Origin of the sequence: Botrimarina colliarenosi (assembly GCF_007859955.1) — a bacterium.
GTDB classification, from domain to species: Bacteria; Planctomycetota; Planctomycetia; order Pirellulales; family Lacipirellulaceae; genus Botrimarina; species Botrimarina colliarenosi.
On the sequence record NZ_SJPR01000008.1, the window covers coordinates 53449 to 71834 of the forward strand.

14 protein-coding genes are annotated in these 18386 nt (G+C 65.1%); 5 read left to right on the plus strand and 9 right to left on the minus strand.

Annotated elements, in window-relative coordinates:
- Positions 1–16: 16 nt before the first annotated feature.
- The 6 genes from Pla108_RS19060 to Pla108_RS21095 form a co-directional block, all read right to left on the minus strand.
- A complete protein-coding gene (locus Pla108_RS19060; protein WP_146446573.1) occupies positions 17–487 on the minus strand; it encodes a hypothetical protein in 471 nt (156 codons plus the stop codon).
- Positions 484–2034 (minus strand): SpoVR family protein, encoded by a 1551-nt coding sequence (locus Pla108_RS19065; protein ID WP_146446574.1) that lies wholly within the window; start codon positions 2032–2034, stop codon positions 484–486. The genes Pla108_RS19060 and Pla108_RS19065 overlap by 4 nt, the downstream gene beginning before the upstream one ends.
- 671 nt (positions 2035–2705) lie before the next feature.
- Entirely contained in the window at positions 2706–3815 is a 1110-nt protein-coding gene (locus tag Pla108_RS19075) for a DUF444 family protein (RefSeq protein WP_146446575.1), read from the minus strand.
- A 233-nt stretch (positions 3816–4048) separates the two neighbouring features.
- Positions 4049–6106 carry a PrkA family serine protein kinase gene (locus Pla108_RS19080; RefSeq protein WP_146446576.1) on the minus strand — a complete coding sequence of 686 codons (2058 nt, stop codon included), beginning with the start codon at positions 6104–6106 and terminating at the stop codon, positions 4049–4051.
- 436 nt (positions 6107–6542) lie between these two features.
- A complete protein-coding gene (locus Pla108_RS19085) occupies positions 6543–7856 on the minus strand; it encodes a hypothetical protein (protein ID WP_146446577.1) in 1314 nt (437 codons plus the stop codon).
- A gap of 279 nt (positions 7857–8135) precedes the next feature.
- Entirely contained in the window at positions 8136–9488 is a 1353-nt protein-coding gene (locus Pla108_RS21095; protein ID WP_197526710.1) for a DUF6666 family protein, read from the minus strand.
- A 365-nt stretch (positions 9489–9853) separates the two neighbouring features.
- On the opposite strand from Pla108_RS21095, the gene ade reads away from it, so the two are divergent.
- Both ade and Pla108_RS19110 read left to right on the plus strand, forming a co-directional pair.
- Positions 9854–11500, plus strand: a complete 1647-nt coding sequence (gene ade, locus Pla108_RS19105; protein ID WP_146446581.1) for an adenine deaminase — start codon at positions 9854–9856, stop codon at positions 11498–11500.
- Positions 11501–11669: 169 nt separating this feature from the next.
- Positions 11670–13085 (plus strand): BNR-4 repeat-containing protein, encoded by a 1416-nt coding sequence (locus Pla108_RS19110; protein WP_146446582.1) that lies wholly within the window; start codon positions 11670–11672, stop codon positions 13083–13085.
- A 28-nt stretch (positions 13086–13113) separates the two neighbouring features.
- Here Pla108_RS19110 and Pla108_RS19115 read toward each other — a convergent pair whose 3' ends face one another.
- Together Pla108_RS19115 and Pla108_RS19120 are read right to left on the minus strand one after the other, a co-directional pair.
- Complete coding sequence (locus tag Pla108_RS19115; RefSeq protein ID WP_146446583.1) at positions 13114–14619, minus strand: cytochrome P450; 1506 nt, start codon at positions 14617–14619, stop codon at positions 13114–13116.
- 141 nt (positions 14620–14760) lie between these two features.
- Entirely contained in the window at positions 14761–15183 is a 423-nt protein-coding gene (locus Pla108_RS19120) for a hypothetical protein (RefSeq protein WP_146446584.1), read from the minus strand.
- 163 nt (positions 15184–15346) lie between these two features.
- On the opposite strand from Pla108_RS19120, the gene hemB reads away from it, so the two are divergent.
- On the plus strand, positions 15347–16348 hold the full coding sequence (gene hemB, locus Pla108_RS19125) for a porphobilinogen synthase (protein ID WP_146446585.1): 1002 nt from the start codon (positions 15347–15349) through the stop codon (positions 16346–16348).
- A gap of 72 nt (positions 16349–16420) precedes the next feature.
- On the opposite strand, the gene Pla108_RS19130 is transcribed toward hemB, so the two are convergent.
- On the minus strand, positions 16421–17005 hold the full coding sequence (locus tag Pla108_RS19130; protein WP_146446586.1) for a hypothetical protein: 585 nt from the start codon (positions 17003–17005) through the stop codon (positions 16421–16423).
- Between the two features lie 58 nt (positions 17006–17063).
- Here Pla108_RS19130 and Pla108_RS19135 point away from each other — a divergent pair, with 58 nt between their 5' ends.
- Positions 17064–17558 (plus strand): peptide chain release factor family protein, encoded by a 495-nt coding sequence (locus Pla108_RS19135; protein ID WP_146446587.1) that lies wholly within the window; start codon positions 17064–17066, stop codon positions 17556–17558.
- Between the two features lie 106 nt (positions 17559–17664).
- Positions 17665–18342 carry an HAD family hydrolase gene (locus tag Pla108_RS19140; protein WP_146446588.1) on the plus strand — a complete coding sequence of 226 codons (678 nt, stop codon included), beginning with the start codon at positions 17665–17667 and terminating at the stop codon, positions 18340–18342.
- The last annotated feature ends 44 nt before the right edge of the window (positions 18343–18386 follow it).

Sequence of the window (18386 nt, forward strand, 5' to 3'; positions counted from 1 at the left end):
AATCGCCGCTGCGAGCCTATGACACGCTTGCGACGAAGTCGTCCGCGAGTCGCCGTAGGACTTCGCGTGTCACGGTCGCCTCAATCGGCTCCCGCATCGCGCCACGCGGCTTGCGGTAGCGGCGTAGCGACAGCGAGCCCCCCTTGCGAACTAAGAGCTCATAGTAAGCGCTCGATTCGTTATCGGTCTGGGGCGTGGTGCTCCGCATCTGGACGACGGCGAGCTCTTGGTCGATCTCGACGGGCGTCAGCGGCTCCAGCAGATACGTCACCCGCCGCGTGAGTTCTTCCGCGACCGCACGGACCCGCTCGATCGACGCGTCGGCGAGCCGGCTCGTCTCGAGCCGCAGTTCAGTGAACGCAACTGCCAAGGCGTCGACCCGCGCGACGCCAACGGTCAGCCGATCGCCACTGGCGTCGGCCGTGGCGACGTCGCCGGCCGTCGCCGCATCGACCGCGCTCAAAAGGTCCTCTGTCAAACCGCTCATGCGCCCCTCCCGTTGCCGAGGAGCTCGTCGAGGCTCTGCACGTCTTCGGCCGCCTCGCCCTTCTCGATGTCGAACGCCTTGCCGTCGAACGACAGCACAGCGTCGACTTCCTCGAGCACCGTGGCGATATGGACCGGCCGCTTCCACAGGCGGTGGAGGTTGCGGAGCGTGTCCTGCGCCTCGCGGGTATCGAGCTCGACGCCCGCGTAGCGGTGCTCGAGGTAGAGCTCGCCCCGGTTGCGGTAGTTGCCGTCGACGACCTCGATGATCGGCCGGCCGGCGTTGGTGAGACTCGCCAGCAGCTGGGCCTTCACCTTCGGGAACGCCCGGCTCTCGATCTCGTACTGCTCGGCCGACTCGTTCCAGCCGAACTTGAACATCCGCTGCTCGCGCACGAAGTCGAGCGTCAAGAACGTATCGATGAACGTCAGGTCGTTGTGCGTCCGGCGGACCTCGAAGATCTTGTCGCGGCCCTGCCCTGCCTTGGTGTCCCATTGGCGACGCTCCTCGGCGACTTCGCACTCTGAGTAATCCTTGCCGAAGGCGCCGCGGTTCCAGCGGTCCTCGATATCGCGGAACAGCTCGATGCCGAGCTTGTAGGGGTTCAGCCGGTCGGGCGACGACGCCATCGTCCCCGAGTGGTGGTCGCAGTAGCAGATGAAGTCGGTCGGCGAGAGGCCGTGCTTGGTCATGATCGTGGAGTGCCAGTAGCTGGCCCACCCTTCGTTCATGATCTTGGTCTGGCCCTGCGGGGCGAAGTAGTACGCCTCCTCACGGAGGATCGCCAGCACGTCGTGCTGCCACGCCATCAGCGGCGCCTGCTCGAGCAGGAACAACAGCACATCTCGCTCGGGCCGCTCGGGGACCTTGCGCGGGCCCTCGGGCTCTTCTTGCGGGGTCTCGCCGCCGCGAGGGTTGATGAATGAATCCATATAACCCTTGGCCGCGAACCGCTGGGCCGGCTGCTTTCGCTTCTCCTTTTTGTCGGGGTCGAAATCGTACCGACAGCAATCGTCACGCCGTTTGATGTGCGGCGCGTGGATGTCGATCAGGTTGTCGAGGCTGTTGCAAGCGTCAATGAACTCCTCGACCGGCTCGACGCCGAACTCGTCCATGAACCGCCGGATCCGGCTGCCGTGGTTCGCCATCTCGTCCATCATCTTGCGGTTGGTCTTGGCGAACCACGCATTGCATTTGAAGAAGTCACAGTGCCCGTAGACGTGCGCCATCACAAGCCGTTGATCGACCGGCATGTTGCTCCGCATCAGGTACGCGTAGCACGGGTCGTTGTTAATAACCAGCTCGTAGATCTTCCCGAGCCCGTAGTTGTATTGCTTCGAAAGCTGGTCGTACTCCATCCCGAACCGCCAGTGCGGGTAGCGAGTCGGGAAGCCCCCCTTGGCGGCGATCTCGTTGAGCCGGTCGGCGTCCACGAGCTCGAACAGCGTCGGAAAGAAGTCGAGCCCGTACGAGCGCGCAATCCCCTCGATCTCCACCTGCATGGCGGCGAGGTCGGGCGGCAGCGGGGCTAGCTCGTGGAGGGGCATTTTTAAGTTGGAACCACGAAGGAACTAAGGAACGAAGGGTTTGCCGCGGAGTTGGTAACTAGCTGCTCGACCCACCCTCTTTGCCAACGAAGTCTTGATGATCGTTATGCATAGCCGTTCTTGCGAACGCAGCTAGAGACTCGTGAATCTCAGTCTCTGGCCAAGGCATCTTTTCTTGTGAAGGTCTCCAAGTGAGGTGGACTACTGCGTAGCGACCGGAATCATCCAAAAGTTCGAACAGGGTGGTATCAGAACCTCCATGTCTCGCGACGATCTGAACTGGGACTTCGTATAGCGGGTGGTCGGGTCCCACTTCTCTGTGAAGCTGCTTCGCAAAGCAATTGCGCTGCTCATCACTCCACTCATCTACAGGCCACCAGGGTTCAAGCCATTCAATTGCCATTGCTTCCAGCGTTCCTGCGATTCTTTTGGTTCCTCTTCTTCTCCGCGTCCCCCGCGATCTCCGCGGTAAATCCTTCTCACCGCCCCTTCCCCAAGAACGTCTTGATCGCCGCGTAGTTCGTAGGGTGGGTCGTGACCCACCGAATGCTGTGGAGACTTGCCTCCAATGCTGGTGGGTCTCGACCCACCCTACTTTGTTCCTTCGTTCCTTTGTGGTTCCTCTTCCTGACGATCCTTGGCGCACTTGGCGTCTTGGCGGTTCCCTTCTTTCACCGCCCCTTCCCCAAGAACGTCTTAATCGCCGCGTAGATCGCTTCACGGTCCTCGATCTCGCAGCACACGAGGTTCTCGTGCTGCGAGCCGAACTTGGCTTCGATTTGGCCGAGCAGTTCGCCGCTGCCGTAGGGGCTCTCGACTTGGCCGTAGGCGAATTGGTTGACGTGCGGCAGGATGCGCTCGCCGAGGAGTTCGAACGCCTGGTGGTTGTCTTCGCCCCAGTTGTCGCCGTCGGAGAACTGGAAGACGTAGAGGTTCCACTCGGCGGGCGGCAGTTGCTGGGCGATCAGCTCGGCGCAGACGCGGTAAGCGCTGCTGACGCGCGTGCCGCCGCTCTCGCGGGTGTGATAGAAGGCGTGCTCGTCGACCTCCTTGGCGACGGCGTCGTGGATGATGTAGCGGCGTTCGAGGCCCGTGTACTGGCTGCGCAGCCACGTATCGATCCAGAAGGCGGCGTTACGGACCAGCGACTTTTGGGCGTCGGTCATGCTGCCCGACACGTCCATGATGTAGATCGCCGCGGCGTTCACCAGCGGCTCGTCGACGGTCGTCCACGAGCGGTAACGCTTGTCCCCTTTGACGGGGATGATCGCCGGGCGGTCGGGCGTGTAGCCGCCGGTGCTGATTTCGCGCTGCAGCGCCCGCAGGTAAGTCCGCTTGTTGTGGCGCAGCGACTCGGGGCCGGTCGAGCGGACCGAGTTGTACTTCGCTTTCTGGGCTTCGATGGTCGCCTTGCCGCGCGGTTCGATGTGGGGCAGTTCGAGCTCTTCGCCGAGGAGGGCCGCCAGCTCGTCCAGCGGCACATCGACTTCGGTGTAGTGCTCGGCGCCCGCGTCGCCGCCGGCGCCCCCTTCGCCCGACTGACCCTTGCCCTTGCCGACCGCGTCCCCCTCGTCGCCCTGGCCTTGGCCGACGCCGCCGTTGCCGTTGTCGCCGAAGCGGAACCGCGGCGTGTTGAGTGACGGCACCGGGATCGAGACGACGTTCTTCCCCTTACGGCCGAGCATCTCGCCATGGGCGACGTAGCGCTTGAGGTTCTCGCGCACCTTGCCCTTCACGATCTGCTTGAACCGCCGGACGTCTCTGTCAATCGGGAGGGACATGATGGTGGCGTCAGGAAGGGAGATGTGGGGATGAAGGGGGATGAGGGGATGGACTATTGGAGGGGCGTACTCAATCGGGATAGAGGATTGGAGAGAGATAAAGGAATAAAGTTCATTGAACTCAACACTTATTTCAAAACCTACTACGGAAAATTTTCCTGATCGTTTGGCTAAGTCCCACGATCGGCCATCACCTCATCCCCCTTCATCCCCAACATCTCCCTTCCTAACCATCACTCCCGCTTGGCGTCGCCCCTCGCGAAGATGCTGGCGACGTACTGCAGCACGTCGGTCGCCGACTCGTCGTCGTAGCCGTAGTTCTTGATCAGGCGGCCCTTCACGACGTCGATCTTCTGCTGGGTCTCGGCGTCGACGACGTTCGAGACGAGGCTTGTCAGCTTGATCGAGTCCTTCTGGTCCTCGAACAGCTTGAGCTCGAGCGCCTTGTGGAGCCGCTCGTTCGACTTGTAGTCGAAACGCTTGCCGTCGATCATCAGCGCGCCGATGTAGTTCATGATCTCGCGGCGGAAGTCGTCCTTGCGGCTGTCAGGGATGTCGATTTTTTCCTCGACCGAGCGCATCAGCCGCTCGTCCGGCTCTTCGTACGAGCCGGTGAAAGCGTTCTTGACCTTTTCGCGCTGCGTGTACGCCTTGACGTTGTCGATGTAGTTGCCGCAGAGCCGCATGAGGGCTTCCTCGTCGGCGGCGATCGCGCGCTGGACCTCGTTCTTCACGATGTTCTCGTACTCCTCTTTGACGACGCCCAGCAGGTCGCGGTACTCCTGCTTCTGCTCGTCGTCGTTGATGAGCGAGTGGTGCTTGAGGCCCGACTCGAGCTCGTTGAGCACCATGAAGGGGTTCACGCTGCGGGAATCGGGATGCGTGACCAGGGCGTTGGACAGTTTGTCCTGGACGTAGCGGGGTGAGATGCCGACCATCCCCTCGGTGGTCGCCTGCTCGCGCAGCTCGTTGATGTTCTCCTCGGTGAAGCCGGGGAGCGTTTTGCCGTTGTAGAGCTTCATCTTCTGCAGCCGAGACAGCCCGGCGTGCTTGGGCTCTTCGAGACGGGTCAGGACCGCCCACATGGCGGCCATCTCGACGGTGTGCGGGGCGATGTGCTTGCCGCGGACCGTCTGGTTGTTGTAGTCCTTGTCGTAGATCTTGATCTCGTCGGCGAGGGTGGTGACGTACGGCACGTCGATCTTCACCGTCCGATCCCTGAGGGCCTCCATGAACTCGTTCGACTGCAAGCGGCGGTACTCGGGCTCGTTGGTGTGGCCGAGGATCACCTCGTCGATGTCGGTCTGGGCGAACTTCTTCGGCTTGATGCGGTGCTCCTGGCTCGCGCCCAAGAGGTCGTAGAGGAACGCCACGTCGAGCTTCAGCACCTCGACGAACTCGATCAGCCCGCGGTTGGCGACGTTGAACTCACCGTCGAAGTTGAACGCCCGCGGGTCGCTGTCGCTGCCGTACTCGGCGATCTTGCGGTAGTTGATGTCGCCGGTCAGCTCGGTGGCGTCTTGGTTCTTCTCGTCCTTGGGCTGGAAGGTGCCGATGCCGACGCGGTCTTTCTCGCTGAGGATGACGCGTTTGACACGGACGTCCTTCATGACGAGCGTCCAGTCGCCGTCGTACTTTCTGAGCCGCTGCTGGTAGATGAACCGGCAGAAGGGATCGAGCTCTCCCTCAATCCGGACGCGGTGGTCGTCGTCGGTCCGGTCGTCATTGAGTTGTGACTCGACATCGGCCCGGAAACGCTGCGGGATGAGGTGCAGCGGCTCCTCGTTCATCGGGCACCAGTGGACGAGGTCCGGGTTATCCGGCTCGTTCTCGTCGGCCCAGCCGAGGGTGTAGAGCGCCCCCTCGTCGGTGGTGCTGTAGCGCTCGAGGCCTTTTTTCAGCAGTCGGGCGATCGTGCTCTTGCTGCTACCGACCGGGCCGTGGAGCAGCAGCACGCGTCGCTCGATGCCGTAGCCCTTCGCGGCGCTCTTCAGGGCGTTGACCAGTTGGTTGAGCGTGTCGCGCAAGCCAAAGACCGCGTCCTTGCCACCGCCATCGGGGTCGTCGAAGAACCGATATTGATTGACGGTCTCGCGGCCGATGCGCACTTTCTCAACCCCGTACGACAAGATCATGTCGTAGAGGCGTTGGTACGCGGTGCGCGTCACCTCGGGGTGGGCGTGGACGATGTCGAGGTATTCCTCGAACGAACCAACCCAGTTCTTGCGACGGAACTGGTCGCGGTCCTGGCGATCCGACACCAGGCGGATGATTTCGCTACCGTTAGCCATGGCGGTGCCTGCTTCTCCGTGAGTGCTGCGTGACTCGCCGAAGGGGGGCCCTTTGCATTTCCCTGCAAAAGTGAGCCGCAACGCCCGGAGGGGGGCGGGAGGTTTCAACCACAGGTTTCAACCACAACGGCCCACCGAGAACGGGGACCGCCAACTCCCCCATCCAATGAGGGGCTCACCGTGCGAGGTTGGCAAAGAGCGGAGGGCGGCGAGTGGCGGGAGAAGGGGGGAGGCGTCCTGCCGGCGGTGTGGCGCGGAAGTAACTCCTGCGACCCTTCCTTACCCTAGTATCACTTCGCCCCTCGCCAGCCAGCAAGAGAAATGTGCGCGGTGAGGCCGCAATCGCCCGCCTGTCGAGTGGACAGTTCGTCACGTGACGCCCCCCAAGAAGAGGCATCCGTGGGCAATTTATGCGATGCAGAGCCCCGCGTGGGCGTTACTCGCCGCCTGAGCCGTTCGACGACGAGCCCGACCCGCGACGGCGACGGCCGCCACGTGAGCGCCCGCCGCGACTGCCTTCCGAACCACTTCCACTTCCGCTACCACCGCCATCGCTACCGCTGCGACTGCCGCTGCTGCGACCACCGCCGCTACGCCCGCGGCTTGACCCGCTGGTGGTGCGACGTCGTTCGGAACGGGCCGCGATGTTGGCGTCGACCATGACGCCGATCGCCTCGGTCCACGAGGTGATGTTCTTGTGAGAGATCGCGGGGACGTCGTCTTCGTCGTCCTCGGCCTCTTCGTCGGAGGCTTCGACGGTTCGGGGACGCCGCGCGCGGGTCTCGGACGCCGGCTCGCCACCGTCGTCGTCATCGTCGCTCTCCTCCGCGTCGGCCTCCTCCCCCTCAGAACGGGGGGCGTCGTCCGCTGCTGAGCGGCCGCGTCCGCGGCGGCGCCGACGGCGGCGGCGTTTGGGCTTATCACCCTCCTCGGCTTCCTCGCTCGAGGACTCTTCGGAGTCGTCGTCGCTCACTTCCAGCGAAGGCCCGTCGAGGTCCGCCGCGGCTGACGAGTCGTCCTCGTCTTCTTCGGAAGTCGCTTCGGCGGTGTCGTCGGTCTTCTTGCGGCGACGGCGTCCGCCCCGGCGGCGACGGCGGCGGGGCTTCTCGGTGTGATCTTCGTCGTCGGAGTCGGCCTCTTCCCCCTCGGTGGCGACCACCTCTTCTTCGGAGTCGGTGAGCTCCGCACTGTCGTCATCATCGTCGTCATCGGAAGCGGCGAAGAGGTCGCGCGGCAGCTCGGGCTCCGCAGCGGCCGACTCGGGCTTGGCGCGGCGGCCGGCAAAGGGGAACCAACCTGTGAACCCACGGGGCTTGGCGGCAGGCTCCTCGTCTTCAGGGGCTTCGGCGGACGGCGTTTCGCTGGCGGGCTTCGCGGCGGACTGGGCAACCGCGGCGTCGACCGCGGCGGGGGCGGGACGCGACGGTTCGGGCCGTGGAGCCCGCTCTTCGACCACCGAGGCGGGGGTCGGTTCGGGGGCCTTGGCGGCCGGTGGCGCCGGCTTCGGGGCGGGCTGCGGCGCCTTCGGCGTGGCGGGCTTGGCGCCGGCGACGCCGAGTGTCGAGGCGAGATTGTCCCACCCGCTCGGCTTGGGGGCGGGGTAATCGTCCGGCAGATCGACCGCCGGCGTCTCGGCGGCGGCTGGCTCCGGCTCCGGCGTCGGGGCAGGGGCTTTTGCCTCGGTCGGCGTGGGGGTCGCCGGCTTGGCGCCCAGGTCTTGGAGAAGCGAGTCCCAGTTGTCGGCTGCCATAAGTTGCTTTGTTCGTCGTGTGAAGCCGGCCTGGCTCGAGGCGGCTCGGCGGGTTCGACCGGCCTCGACGACGGGCCCCCCGGTGCGGGGGAGCCGGTTCGGAGGCGTTGGCCCTTGGCGTAGCTTGTGACTTGTGCGTTATCGGGGTCGGCTAAGCGACCGTAAGCCAAGCAGCATAAAGGGTTTCCCGCGCTTTCGGAAGCCGATCGAGGCGGCCAACAAAAAACCCCGGGCCAATTGGCCCGGGGCGTCGTTGTTGGTCGTTGGCGTTCGCCGGCTTTACGGCCGGTCGTCGATGATCAGCGAGCCGTTGTCGGCGACATCGAACAGCGGGCGGTACTGACCCGAGTAGCTCTGCTTGGCCCGCTTGCCGTAGTGCCAGACGAGGCTCGTGCCGAGATTCCAGGCTTCTTCCTGGGCCCCGATGCCGGCGCCGTCTTCTTCGGGGATCACGTAGGTGAACCCGGTGGCGAGCGACCAGCGATCCGTGAGCGGAATCGAGGCGTCGAAGCCGACGATCCCCTTGCTGTCGTCGTCGAAGCCGCCGAAGAAGCGGACCTCGCCCCCCTGGCAGCCGTGCTTGCGGTAGAAGAACAGATACTGATTGGTAGCGTGGTAGGTGACGGTCCCCGCCGTGCCTAAGGCGACCGTGTTCTCGTTCATCTTCGAAGCGAACTGGAAGCCGATCTCGTGGCCGCAGGGGTTGGTGACGCTGATAAGGCCACGGAGCTGGCCGAAGTCCATCGACCCCTGCCGTTCATCTTGCAACAGGTCGTAGACGACGCCGTACTGCAGACCGACCGGTTTGCGGTGGAACAAGCCGCCGGTGAAGAACTGCTGGGTGTGGCCACTGTCCGTGTTGAGATCGTCGTCGCCGTGCAGCTGGTTCTGTGTCGACCGGTAACCGAGTTGGTAGCCGACGCCCGGCACGCCGAGGAACGACATCGATCCGCCGACATTCACGCCCTCGGTGAAGCCGAAGTTGCCGCGGTCGCGGTTCGGCCCGTCGAGCGGGTTCTTGAACGCCTGGACGCCGGCGAAGAGGGTCAGCTCGCGGATCGGCGGCAGACAGAGCACCACCGGCACGCAGTCATCGCCGCAGACGCCGTCGCCACAACCCATGCCGCAGGTTCCGCCGCAACCGACGTCGCCGCAGCCGCACGTTTCGCCGTAGGTGAGACCACAGCCGGGTTCGACGCCACACCCACAGCCGAGCTCGCAACCACAGCCGGGGTCGCCGTAGGCGCAGCTTGGGTCGACGACAGCGCAACCCGGCTCCTCGTAGTAGGAGCCTCCGCAGCCACACCCGCCGGCACAACCACAGGTGGCGCATGCCGCCTGGACCGACGCATCGACGCGAGGCGCCGACCCCGATCGGGGGGCGGGAGGCATCGCGGCAACCGCTTGTCGCACCGGAGCCGGTCGGTTCGCCGCCGCCGGTGGGGCGACCGCGGACGCCTGTCGGACGACCGTCGGCGCCTTGGCGGCCGGCTTGCCGCTCGCGGCGCGGGGCGCCGGGGCGGTGTGACTGACTTGCTGGACTCCCGTCGACTGCCACTGAAGCTGCGCCGTCGCAGGCATCGTGGAGGAAGCGGCGAGAAGTCCGAATAGGGCGTGCATCAGGCGACGCATCGCAGGTACCTCACGGGGGCAGGTGTCATGATTCGACTGGCGCGCGTTCCACTAAAGACCGACTCGCGGTCTGCTAGCGGCAGGCGTGCGCCAGGCCCCCCTGGTCGCAGCTAACCGTATCTATCGTCCCCCAGCGGGCCGTACTTTCGACAAAGTCGGCGTAATCGTCAGGGTCGATGCTGTCAGGGGCAGCGGCGGTGGCTCTTTTGTTGGGTCCACAGTGCGGACCGTGCGCTGGCGGTGTTTGGAAGCCTCTTCCCGCCGCGATATCCAACGCCCGGTCCGCACAGCGGACCCTACGGGGTGGCGCCAGCATCGCTATACTCGCGTCTCTCGCTCCCGACTTGTTTAAGACCCGCCCCGCCATGCCCGCCTCGTTCTCGATTCGCTCCAACGTTGTCGATCTCTTCGCCCGCACGGTGACTCCCGCCGAGGTCCGCGTCGCCGATGGCAAGATCGCCGCCATCGAGCCACTGCCGGCTGGCGAAACCGTCGAAGGCTATTTGGTCCCTGGCTTTGTCGACGCCCACGTGCATGTCGAGAGCTCGATGCTCGTCCCGACCGAGTTCGCCCGGGCGGCGGTCGTCCACGGGACGGTCGCCTCGGTGAGCGACCCCCACGAGATCGGCAACGTGCTCGGCGTCGCGGGTGTCCACTACATGCTCGAGCAGGGGGATCAGACGCCATTCAAGTTCTGCTTCGGCGCCCCGTCGTGCGTCCCCGCCACGACGTTCGAGACCGCCGGCGCCACGATCACGGTCGAGGAAGTCGAGACCTTGCTCGACGACTCACGGATTGGCTACCTCAGCGAGATGATGAACTTCCCGGGCGTCCTCGGCGGCGACCCCGAGTGCCTGGCGAAGATCAAGGCCTCACAAGACCGCGGCAAGCCGGTCGATGGCCACGCCCCCGGCCTCCGCGGCGCGGAGGCGGCCCGCTACGTCGCGGCCGGCATGACGACCGACCACGAGTGCTTCACGATCGAGGAGGCCCGCGACAAACTCGCCGCCGGCTGCAAGATCTCGATCCGCGAGGGCTCCGCCGCCCGCAACTTCGACGCCCTCGCGCCGCTCATCGCCGAGCATCCCGGCATGGTGATGCTGTGCAGCGACGACAAGCACCCCGACGAGTTGGAGATCGGGCACATCAACCTGCTGCTGCGTCGGTCGGTCGCCCAAGGGGCCGACGTCTTCGACGCCCTCTGCGCCGCTTGCCAAACTCCGGTTGATCATTACAGCCTGCCGGTCGGCCTCTTGCGGGTTGGCGATCCGGCCGACTTGGTCGAGATCGATTCGCTCAGCGAGTTCAACGTCCGCCGCACCTGGATCGATGGCGAGTTGGTGGCCGAGAACGGCAAGAGCCTGCTGCCGCGGATCGAGCCCGCCGTTGCGAACAACTTCGTCGCCCGCGAGGTGCGTGGAGAGGAACTGGCGTTGTCGGCCGCGGGCGTCGAGGAGCTCCGCGTCATTGAGGCGATCGACGGGCAGCTGATCACCAACGCCCTCGCGGCCAGGCCCAAGGTCCACGCCGGCAACGTTGTCTCCGACGTCGACAACGACGTGCTCAAGCTGGTGGTCGTCAACCGCTACGCCGACGCCCCCCCGGCGATCGCGTTCATCAAGAACTTCGGACTGGCGCGTGGCGCTATCGCCTCGAGCGTCGCCCACGACTCGCACAACGTGATCGCGGTCGGCGTGGATGACACCGACCTCTCTACGGCGATCAACCTCGTCATGGAGAACACCGGCGGCCTCTCCGCCGCCAGCCACAAGGACGGGGTCGCCGAGGCGCTGCCGCTGCCGGTGGCCGGCCTGATGGCGACCGGCACGTGCCAAGAAGTTGGGCAGGCGTATGGCAAGCTCGACAAGCTCGCCAAGGGGTGGGGCAGCCCGCTGCGGGCGCCCTACATGACGCTCTCGTTCATGGCCCTGCTAGTGATCCCGGCGCTCAAGCTGAGTGACAAAGGGCTCTTCGACGGCGCCAAGTTTGAATTCGTCTCGCTCACGTCGTAACTCTCCTGCCACTCTAGCGCCCTCGTCGCCACCCGCTCTCGTACCGAGAGAACGCGACCCCATTGAATCGTTCGCTTTCCCGGACAGGGTACGCGTTGGGGGGCCGCCGTAGTTAAACTGGCGGGCTCACTCCACGCCGTCTTCGCCTCTCACCTGACCAGACCAAGCGATGCCTGTTTCTCAACTCCAGTGCCTCCGCTTCGCCACGGCGGCTCTTGTGCTGGCCCTCACACGGGGTGGAATCGCGTCAGACAACTCTGGCGGTCATGAGATAAACTTCGTCGCCGGCCGCCTGATCGAACTGAACGACAACGGCGCGTGGTCGTGGTTCATGGACAACCGAGCCATCGTCCAAGGCGGAAAGCTCGTCGTGGGTTCGATCCGGTCGATTGGCGACTTCCGGTCCGGCCGCACCGACCCGAATTGGGGCAACGTCGAGATCGCCACGCTCGACCTCGAAACGCTCAAAGTGGGCCGCACGGTGATGCACCGCCAATTTGAGCAGGACGACCACAATAACCCCGCCTTCCTGCCGATCGACGGCGACCGGCTCTTGGCCGTCTACACCATGCACGGGCAAGAAGTGAATATCTACGTGCGGCATTCCGAGCCGCACAACCCGCTGAGCTGGAGTGATGCCCTCGTCGTCATATCACCGGGGCAGGCGGGCAGCTTTACAAAGGACAGTGTCACCTACTCCAATCTCTTCCGCCTGTCGTCGGGCGAGATCATCGACATCTACCGAGGCGTTGGGCACGATCCCAACTATATGTCCTCGGACGACGAGGGGAAAACCTGGCGCTATCGCGGCCGATTCCTGAAAGGTCGTGACGGCTACAGCCCCTACCTCAAGTACGTCCAGGACGGCGACCGGATCCACTTCGTTGCGACCGAAGACCACCCCCGCAACTTCGACAACAGCCTCTACCACGGCTACATCGAGGCGGGTGAGTTGCACCTCAGCGACGGTGAAGCTGTCGGCCCGATGAGCGATAACCAAGAAACGGCCCTACGGACATGGGACTTCACCCGCGTCTTTCAGGGCGACCCCGATAACGTCGCCTGGATGTGCGACATCGAACTCAACAAAGAACGTCATCCCGTCATCGCCTTCACGGTACAGAAAGACGGACGTGGCCTTCCTAAGCGCCAGGGCGGTGAAGACCACCGTTTCCACTACGCTCGCTGGGATGGCGACGGGTGGCGGCAGTCCGAGATCGCTTTCGCCGGGAAGCGGCTCTACCCCTCCGAAGACGACTACACCGGCCTCGCGGCGATCGATCCGCGCGACGTGAACGTCGTTTACATCTCCACCAACGCCCACCCGAAGACCGGCGAGCCGCTCATCAGTGAGGCCGACGGCAAACGGCATCACGAGTTGTTCCGGGGTCGTCGCCCCGAGGTGGAGGGCGCCCCATGGAAGTGGACGCCGATCACCGCCAACTCGACTGCCGACAATCTTCGCCCGCTGATTCCGCCCACCACCGATGGCCTGACCGCCCTGGTCTGGATGCGGGGCAGCTACACCCACAACCGGGGCGATTGGACCACGGCAGTCGTGGCGATGCCGCTTGAAGCGGAGTGACGCTCTCTCCGCTAGGGCGTGGCCGCTCTCAACGGGGCTTACGCGATAGTGGCGCGTCACGACGGGTGACTCTCACCTTGCACGGCGTCGCGGGGCGGATCGCCAGTTCGCGGTGGGTCGCTAGGTCGTCGAATCCCGCCTGCGGTTCGAGGCGCCATTGCTGGAGCACCTTCGCCACGACCAACGGCAACTGCGCCATCGCAAGCTGCTGACCGATACAAATCCTCGGCCCGTGGCCGAACGGGAAGTAGGCGCCCTTCGGGATGTCCCCTTCCCTTTCCGCGGAGAATCGGTCGGGGTCGAACGTGAGCGGGTCGGCAAAGAATCGCGGGTCGCGGTGCGTCACCCACGGCATCGTGATCATCCAGCCCCCGCGACAGATGCGGTAGCCTCCCAGCGAGGTGTCGCGGATTGGCATCCGCGCGAACAGCACGTAGGCCGCCGGGAAGAGTCGCAAGGTTTCTTTCAGCGCCTGCGTCACGTACGTGAGCTTCGGCACGTCTTCGAGGTTGGGCTCGCGGTCGCCGAGCACTTGATCGACCTCTTCGACAAGCCGCTCGTAGAGCTCCGGCTTCGCGAGGACGAGTTTCCAGAACCAGCCGAGCGTCGAACTGGTCGAATGGGCGCTGGCGATGAGGATCGTCGCCGCTTCGTCGCGGGCCTGTTGATCGCTCATCCCTTTGCCGTCGCCCTCTTCGTCGACCGCCCGTAGCAACACGGCGAGCAGGTCGTGGTACGCGTTGGGATCGGCCCGGCGGATCTGAATCGCCGTGCGGACGTAGGCGTCGATCGCCGCGATCGCCTCCCGTTTCCGCCGGCGACTCGGTAGGGGCAACCAAGCGGGCGGGGTGATCGGGATCGCCATCTCGCGGCTCATCTGATGGGCGCCTTCGATGACCGCCTCCGACAGGTCCTCGGGAGTGGGACCCCCAATGACCTCCGGATTGATGCCGGTGGTCGTGCGTATCGACAGGTCCATCATGAGCGTGGCCATGGCCTCGACGAGATCGACGACTTTGCCCGATTCCCACCGCTCGAGGCGTTCTTGCGTCCCGGCGACGGTCACCTGGACATACCGCGGCAGCATCGAGCCGCGGAAGGCCTGCTGGATGAGCCGCCGCTGGCGAGTCCACAGCTCGCCTTCGCTGGTGAGGATCCCGTTGCCAACCAGCTGGCGAACCACCCGCATCTCCCACGGCGCGCGGACATAGTCGTCGCGCCGCCGGACCAGGTACTCGTGGATCAACTCGGGGTGATTGACGAGGTAAGCCCGTTGAGCGAACAGCAAGAAGCTGGTCAGGTCACCGTAGCGGTGCGCGAGCTTGGTGGCGTACTGCAAGGGGGAGAGCCAAAACTCGACCGCATGCCGCCAAGTAAGCCCAGCCCAGCGATTGACGTTGGCCGGCCCGGGCGGGTGAGGGAGTTTCGCGGGCGAGACGTCCGCCGACGGGACGTTGCCCGGATCGCTGGGAGGGACAGCCGGTGGTAAAAGAGGCGATTTAGGAGGTAAGACTCTCTCAGTAGCGACTGACATCGGACCAAAGTGTAGCCGTCCACACGAAATCGTCTCTTTCCAAGAGAGTTTCGTCGTCCTCTTAATCACCCGGTCCCCGGGAGACGGAGGATTACGATATCGTAATGCTCCACACTTTGCGACTTTATTCCGATTATTTCCTTACGTCGTGACCCGTCGCGCTTCGGCCCGCAGCTCCTCGCTCGACCAGCCGTTCTTTTCCGCCAGGGCCAGCAAGCGCCGCTGGCCGGCGTCGTCGAGCCGGGCCACCGCGGCGTGGGCGCTCCAGCTCTGGCTCGGCCGGCGATTGCGGATCGGCACGCGGCGGGCGACCGACGCGTAGCGGTTGAGTTGGTCGCCCGAAATGGCGCCCTCGCACATCGCGTAGAACGTCTCGCCGAAAGCGTCGTCGCCGGCGTTCAGCAGATCGCCGATCCACCACGGCCCCGCCTTCTGGCACCAGAGAGCGAACTGCAGCGGCCCTTTCCAGGCCTCGACCGAGGGCTTGCCGTCGATGCGCACCCCGACCGAAGTGAACCGGAACGGTCCGACGTGCATCTCGGGGGGGCGGTTATTCTCAGGCATGGCGGATTGAGTTGGCAGGTTGCTGAAAGCAAACCACGAAGGAACGACGGAACAAAGGGGGGCCGAATAAGCCGTCGTTGCGGAGTTGAAAAGATCGCTCCCTTGGTTCCGTCGTTCCTTTGTGGTTCAAATCGTTGAGAACCCTCCCCCACCAAGGCTCGGCATGCAATACGGAAGTTTTCCCGCCACGCGGCTCCGCCGCCTGCGGCGTCACGATTGGTCGCGTCGGTTGGTTGCTGAAACCCGACTATCGCCGGCGGACCTGATTTGGCCGATCTTTGTCAGCGAGGGGGCCAAGCGCCGCGAGCCGGTCGCTTCGATGCCGGGCGTGGACCGGCTGAGCGTCGATCTCTTGGAGTCGGCGGTCGTCGAGGCCGTCGAGCTTGGCGTCCCCGCGATCGCCTTGTTTCCCGCGACTCCCAACGACCTCAAGACCCCCGGCGCTGAGGAGGCGTGGAACCCCGACAATCTCGTCTGCCGGGCGATCCGGGAAGTCAAAGCGAAGCTCGGCGACGCGGTGGGCGTCCTCGCCGACGTGGCGCTCGACCCCTACTCGTCCCACGGCCAAGACGGGCTGGTGATTGACGGCTATGTCGCCAACGACGAAACGCTCGACGCCCTCGGCAAGCAGACACTCGTCCAGGCCGAGGCCGGGTGCGACGTGATCGCCCCCAGCGACATGATGGACGGCCGCGTCGGCTATCTTCGTCATGTGCTCGACGGCGCCGGCTTCGACCACGTCTCGATCATGGCGTACGCCGCCAAGTACGCGTCGGCCTACTACGGCCCGTTCCGCGACGCGGTCGGCTCGGCGGGCTCGCTCGGCACAGGGGATAAGAAGACCTACCAGATGGACCCCGCGAACGGCGACGAGGCACTCCGCGAGGTGGCCCTCGACTTGGCCGAGGGCGCCGACATGGTGATGGTCAAACCGGGGCAGCCCTACCTCGACATCGTGACGCGCGTCAAACAGACGTTCGCCGCGCCGACGTTCGCCTACCAGGTATCGGGCGAGTATGCCCAGATCGCCGCCGCAGCGCAGCTCGGCTGGCTCGACCGCGACGCGGTCATGATGGAGAGCCTCATGGCGTTCAAACGCGCCGGCGCCGACGGCGTGCTGACTTATTTTGCCGTTGAGGCGGCGAAGCAATTGCGGGGCCGATGAGGGACCACGCTCGACTTTTGTGGCGCTGCCCGAGGCTAGCGCCTGCGGCTCAAGAAAAACGATTGATCCCGCTTAAACGGCGACGTTCGGCTGCGGCTTTCCATCGCCCGCTTTCGCCTTTGTCTCCGGCCGTCGTAGGCGGCACGCCTGCTGGGTATTCAGCACCGTGTGGACGAACGGCTCGGGGCGCGGCGTCCCGGCCAACCGCAGCCGCTCCTTGCCCTCCTTGAGGAAGACCACGTCGCCGGCGTGGTACCACGCCTGTCCCGGAAGCACGTCGATCTCGACCGCGTCGAAATCGTCGATCGCCAGCTGGGCGACCGGCGAGGCGTCCTTCTCGAAGGGGTTCTCAATGAGCAGCCGCTTCGTCGTCAGCCGATAGCGGAGGCCGTCGGCGTTCACGGGACCGAAGAGCACCAGCGGCTTCCGCGGCGCCTTGCGGGCCAGGTAAAGCAGCGCGGCCAATGGGGCCGTGACGATCGCGATCAGCCAACCCAACAGGAGCGGCACGCCGGCGATCCGCACGCCGAGACGATTGCCATAAAGCCGGCCCAGCCACTGTCCCCACGCGCCGGCGGCGATCGACGGCCAAACGACCGCGACCGTCCGCTCTTGCGGGACGCTCGTAGGCTGGGGCGGGTGGGGTGAGTCTGGCATACCCCAGAGCATAGACTTCGCTTTGGAACTTCCTCCAGCCTCCCCGCCCGGCCGGCCGATGCACCCCGCCCAAATGCCGATCGCCGAATTGCTCGCCCACTGCGATCAGAGACGGCTACGCCGCTCGGGTCCGGGGGGCCAGCACCGCAACAAGGTCGAAACCGCGGTCGTGCTCACGCACCGGCCGACCGGCGTCGCCGCCGAAGCAAACGAACGCCGCAGCCAACAGCAGAACCGCGTGGTGGCGACCCAGCGGCTGCGGGTCCGGCTGGCGATCGAGCACCGCGAAGGCGTCTTCGACGAGCTCAGCGACCTGTGGACCGGCCGCACACGCGGCGGGAAGATCGCGGTGAATCCCGAGCACGAGGACTTCCCCGCCCTGCTCGCCGAGGCGCTCGACCACATCGCCGCCGTCGACTGGGACGAAGCAACCGCCGCCGAGCGACTCGGCGTCTCACGGACCCAACTGATCAAGCTGCTCCGCCTAGAACCACCGGCCCTCGCCCTGCTCAACCAGCAGCGAGCCGATCGCGATCGCCCGCCGCTGCGGTGAGTTAACCACCAAGAAACGACGGAAGCGATAAAAAAAGTGGTCCCATGAATTCGCGACAACTACAAACCATCGTTGCTTCGTTCCTTTGTGGTGAAAAAACGTCTCTATGAAAGTCTGCCTCTTTGACATCGACGGCACGCTCGTCCTCACCGGCGGCGCGGGGATGTACGCCTTTGCCGAGACGTTTGCCGAGGATTTTGGCGTCGCCGAGATTTCGCGCGAGGTCCCCTTCGCCGGGTGCAGCGACCGCGGCATCGCCGGCAATCTGTTCCTCGCCCACGGCATCGAGAACTCGGAGGCGAATTGGGACCGCTTCCGCGCCGGCTACGTCGCCCGCATCACCGATCACGTGCGGCGCTGCGACGGGCTGGTGCTGCCGGGCGTGTTCGAGCTGATCGACCGGCTCGAGGCGCTCGGCGACGTGCACCTCGGCTTGCTGACCGGCAACGTGGCCGCCGCGGCGGAGGTCAAACTCAAGCACTACCGATTGTGGGACCGTTTTGCTTTCGGCGGCTTCGGCGACGACCATCCCGATCGCAACGACATCGCCATGACTGCGGTCGCAAGAGCTCGCGAGCGTCATGGCGGCCAGTCAGACGTTGAACGCATCGTCGTGATCGGCGACACACCGAACGACATCCGCTGCGCCCGCGCGGTCGGCGCTCTAGCCGTCGCCGCGCCGACAGGGCACACGCCCGCCGAGGTGCTCGCCGCCGCCGGGCCCGACCTGCTGGTCGAGACACTCGAAGACGCCGACGGGATCGTCGCCTTCCTGGCCGATTGAATCGACGCCATGGCCCGAAGGGGGAGGGGTCTCCCACATAACGG

What these genes read in the sequence shown, in the direction of transcription:
- Pla108_RS19140 (WP_146446588.1), top strand. Translation starts at nt 17,665, where the DNA reads ATGAAAGTCTGCCTCTTTGACATCGACGGCACGCTCGTCCTCACCGGC.
- hemB (WP_146446585.1), top strand. Translation starts at nt 15,347, where the DNA reads ATGCAATACGGAAGTTTTCCCGCCACGCGGCTCCGCCGCCTGCGGCGT.
- Pla108_RS21095 (WP_197526710.1), bottom strand. Translation starts at nt 9,488, where the DNA reads ATGCGTCGCCTGATGCACGCCCTATTCGGACTTCTCGCCGCTTCCTCC.
- Pla108_RS19115 (WP_146446583.1), bottom strand. Translation starts at nt 14,619, where the DNA reads ATGTCAGTCGCTACTGAGAGAGTCTTACCTCCTAAATCGCCTCTTTTA.
- Pla108_RS19120 (WP_146446584.1), bottom strand. Translation starts at nt 15,183, where the DNA reads ATGCCTGAGAATAACCGCCCCCCCGAGATGCACGTCGGACCGTTCCGG.
- Pla108_RS19060 (WP_146446573.1), bottom strand. Translation starts at nt 487, where the DNA reads ATGAGCGGTTTGACAGAGGACCTTTTGAGCGCGGTCGATGCGGCGACG.
- ade (WP_146446581.1), top strand. Translation starts at nt 9,854, where the DNA reads ATGCCCGCCTCGTTCTCGATTCGCTCCAACGTTGTCGATCTCTTCGCC.
- Pla108_RS19080 (WP_146446576.1), bottom strand. Translation starts at nt 6,106, where the DNA reads ATGGCTAACGGTAGCGAAATCATCCGCCTGGTGTCGGATCGCCAGGAC.
- Pla108_RS19065 (WP_146446574.1), bottom strand. Translation starts at nt 2,034, where the DNA reads ATGCCCCTCCACGAGCTAGCCCCGCTGCCGCCCGACCTCGCCGCCATG.
- Pla108_RS19135 (WP_146446587.1), top strand. Translation starts at nt 17,064, where the DNA reads ATGCACCCCGCCCAAATGCCGATCGCCGAATTGCTCGCCCACTGCGAT.
- Pla108_RS19085 (WP_146446577.1), bottom strand. Translation starts at nt 7,856, where the DNA reads ATGGCAGCCGACAACTGGGACTCGCTTCTCCAAGACCTGGGCGCCAAG.
- Pla108_RS19075 (WP_146446575.1), bottom strand. Translation starts at nt 3,815, where the DNA reads ATGTCCCTCCCGATTGACAGAGACGTCCGGCGGTTCAAGCAGATCGTG.
- Pla108_RS19110 (WP_146446582.1), top strand. Translation starts at nt 11,670, where the DNA reads ATGCCTGTTTCTCAACTCCAGTGCCTCCGCTTCGCCACGGCGGCTCTT.
- Pla108_RS19130 (WP_146446586.1), bottom strand. Translation starts at nt 17,005, where the DNA reads ATGCCAGACTCACCCCACCCGCCCCAGCCTACGAGCGTCCCGCAAGAG.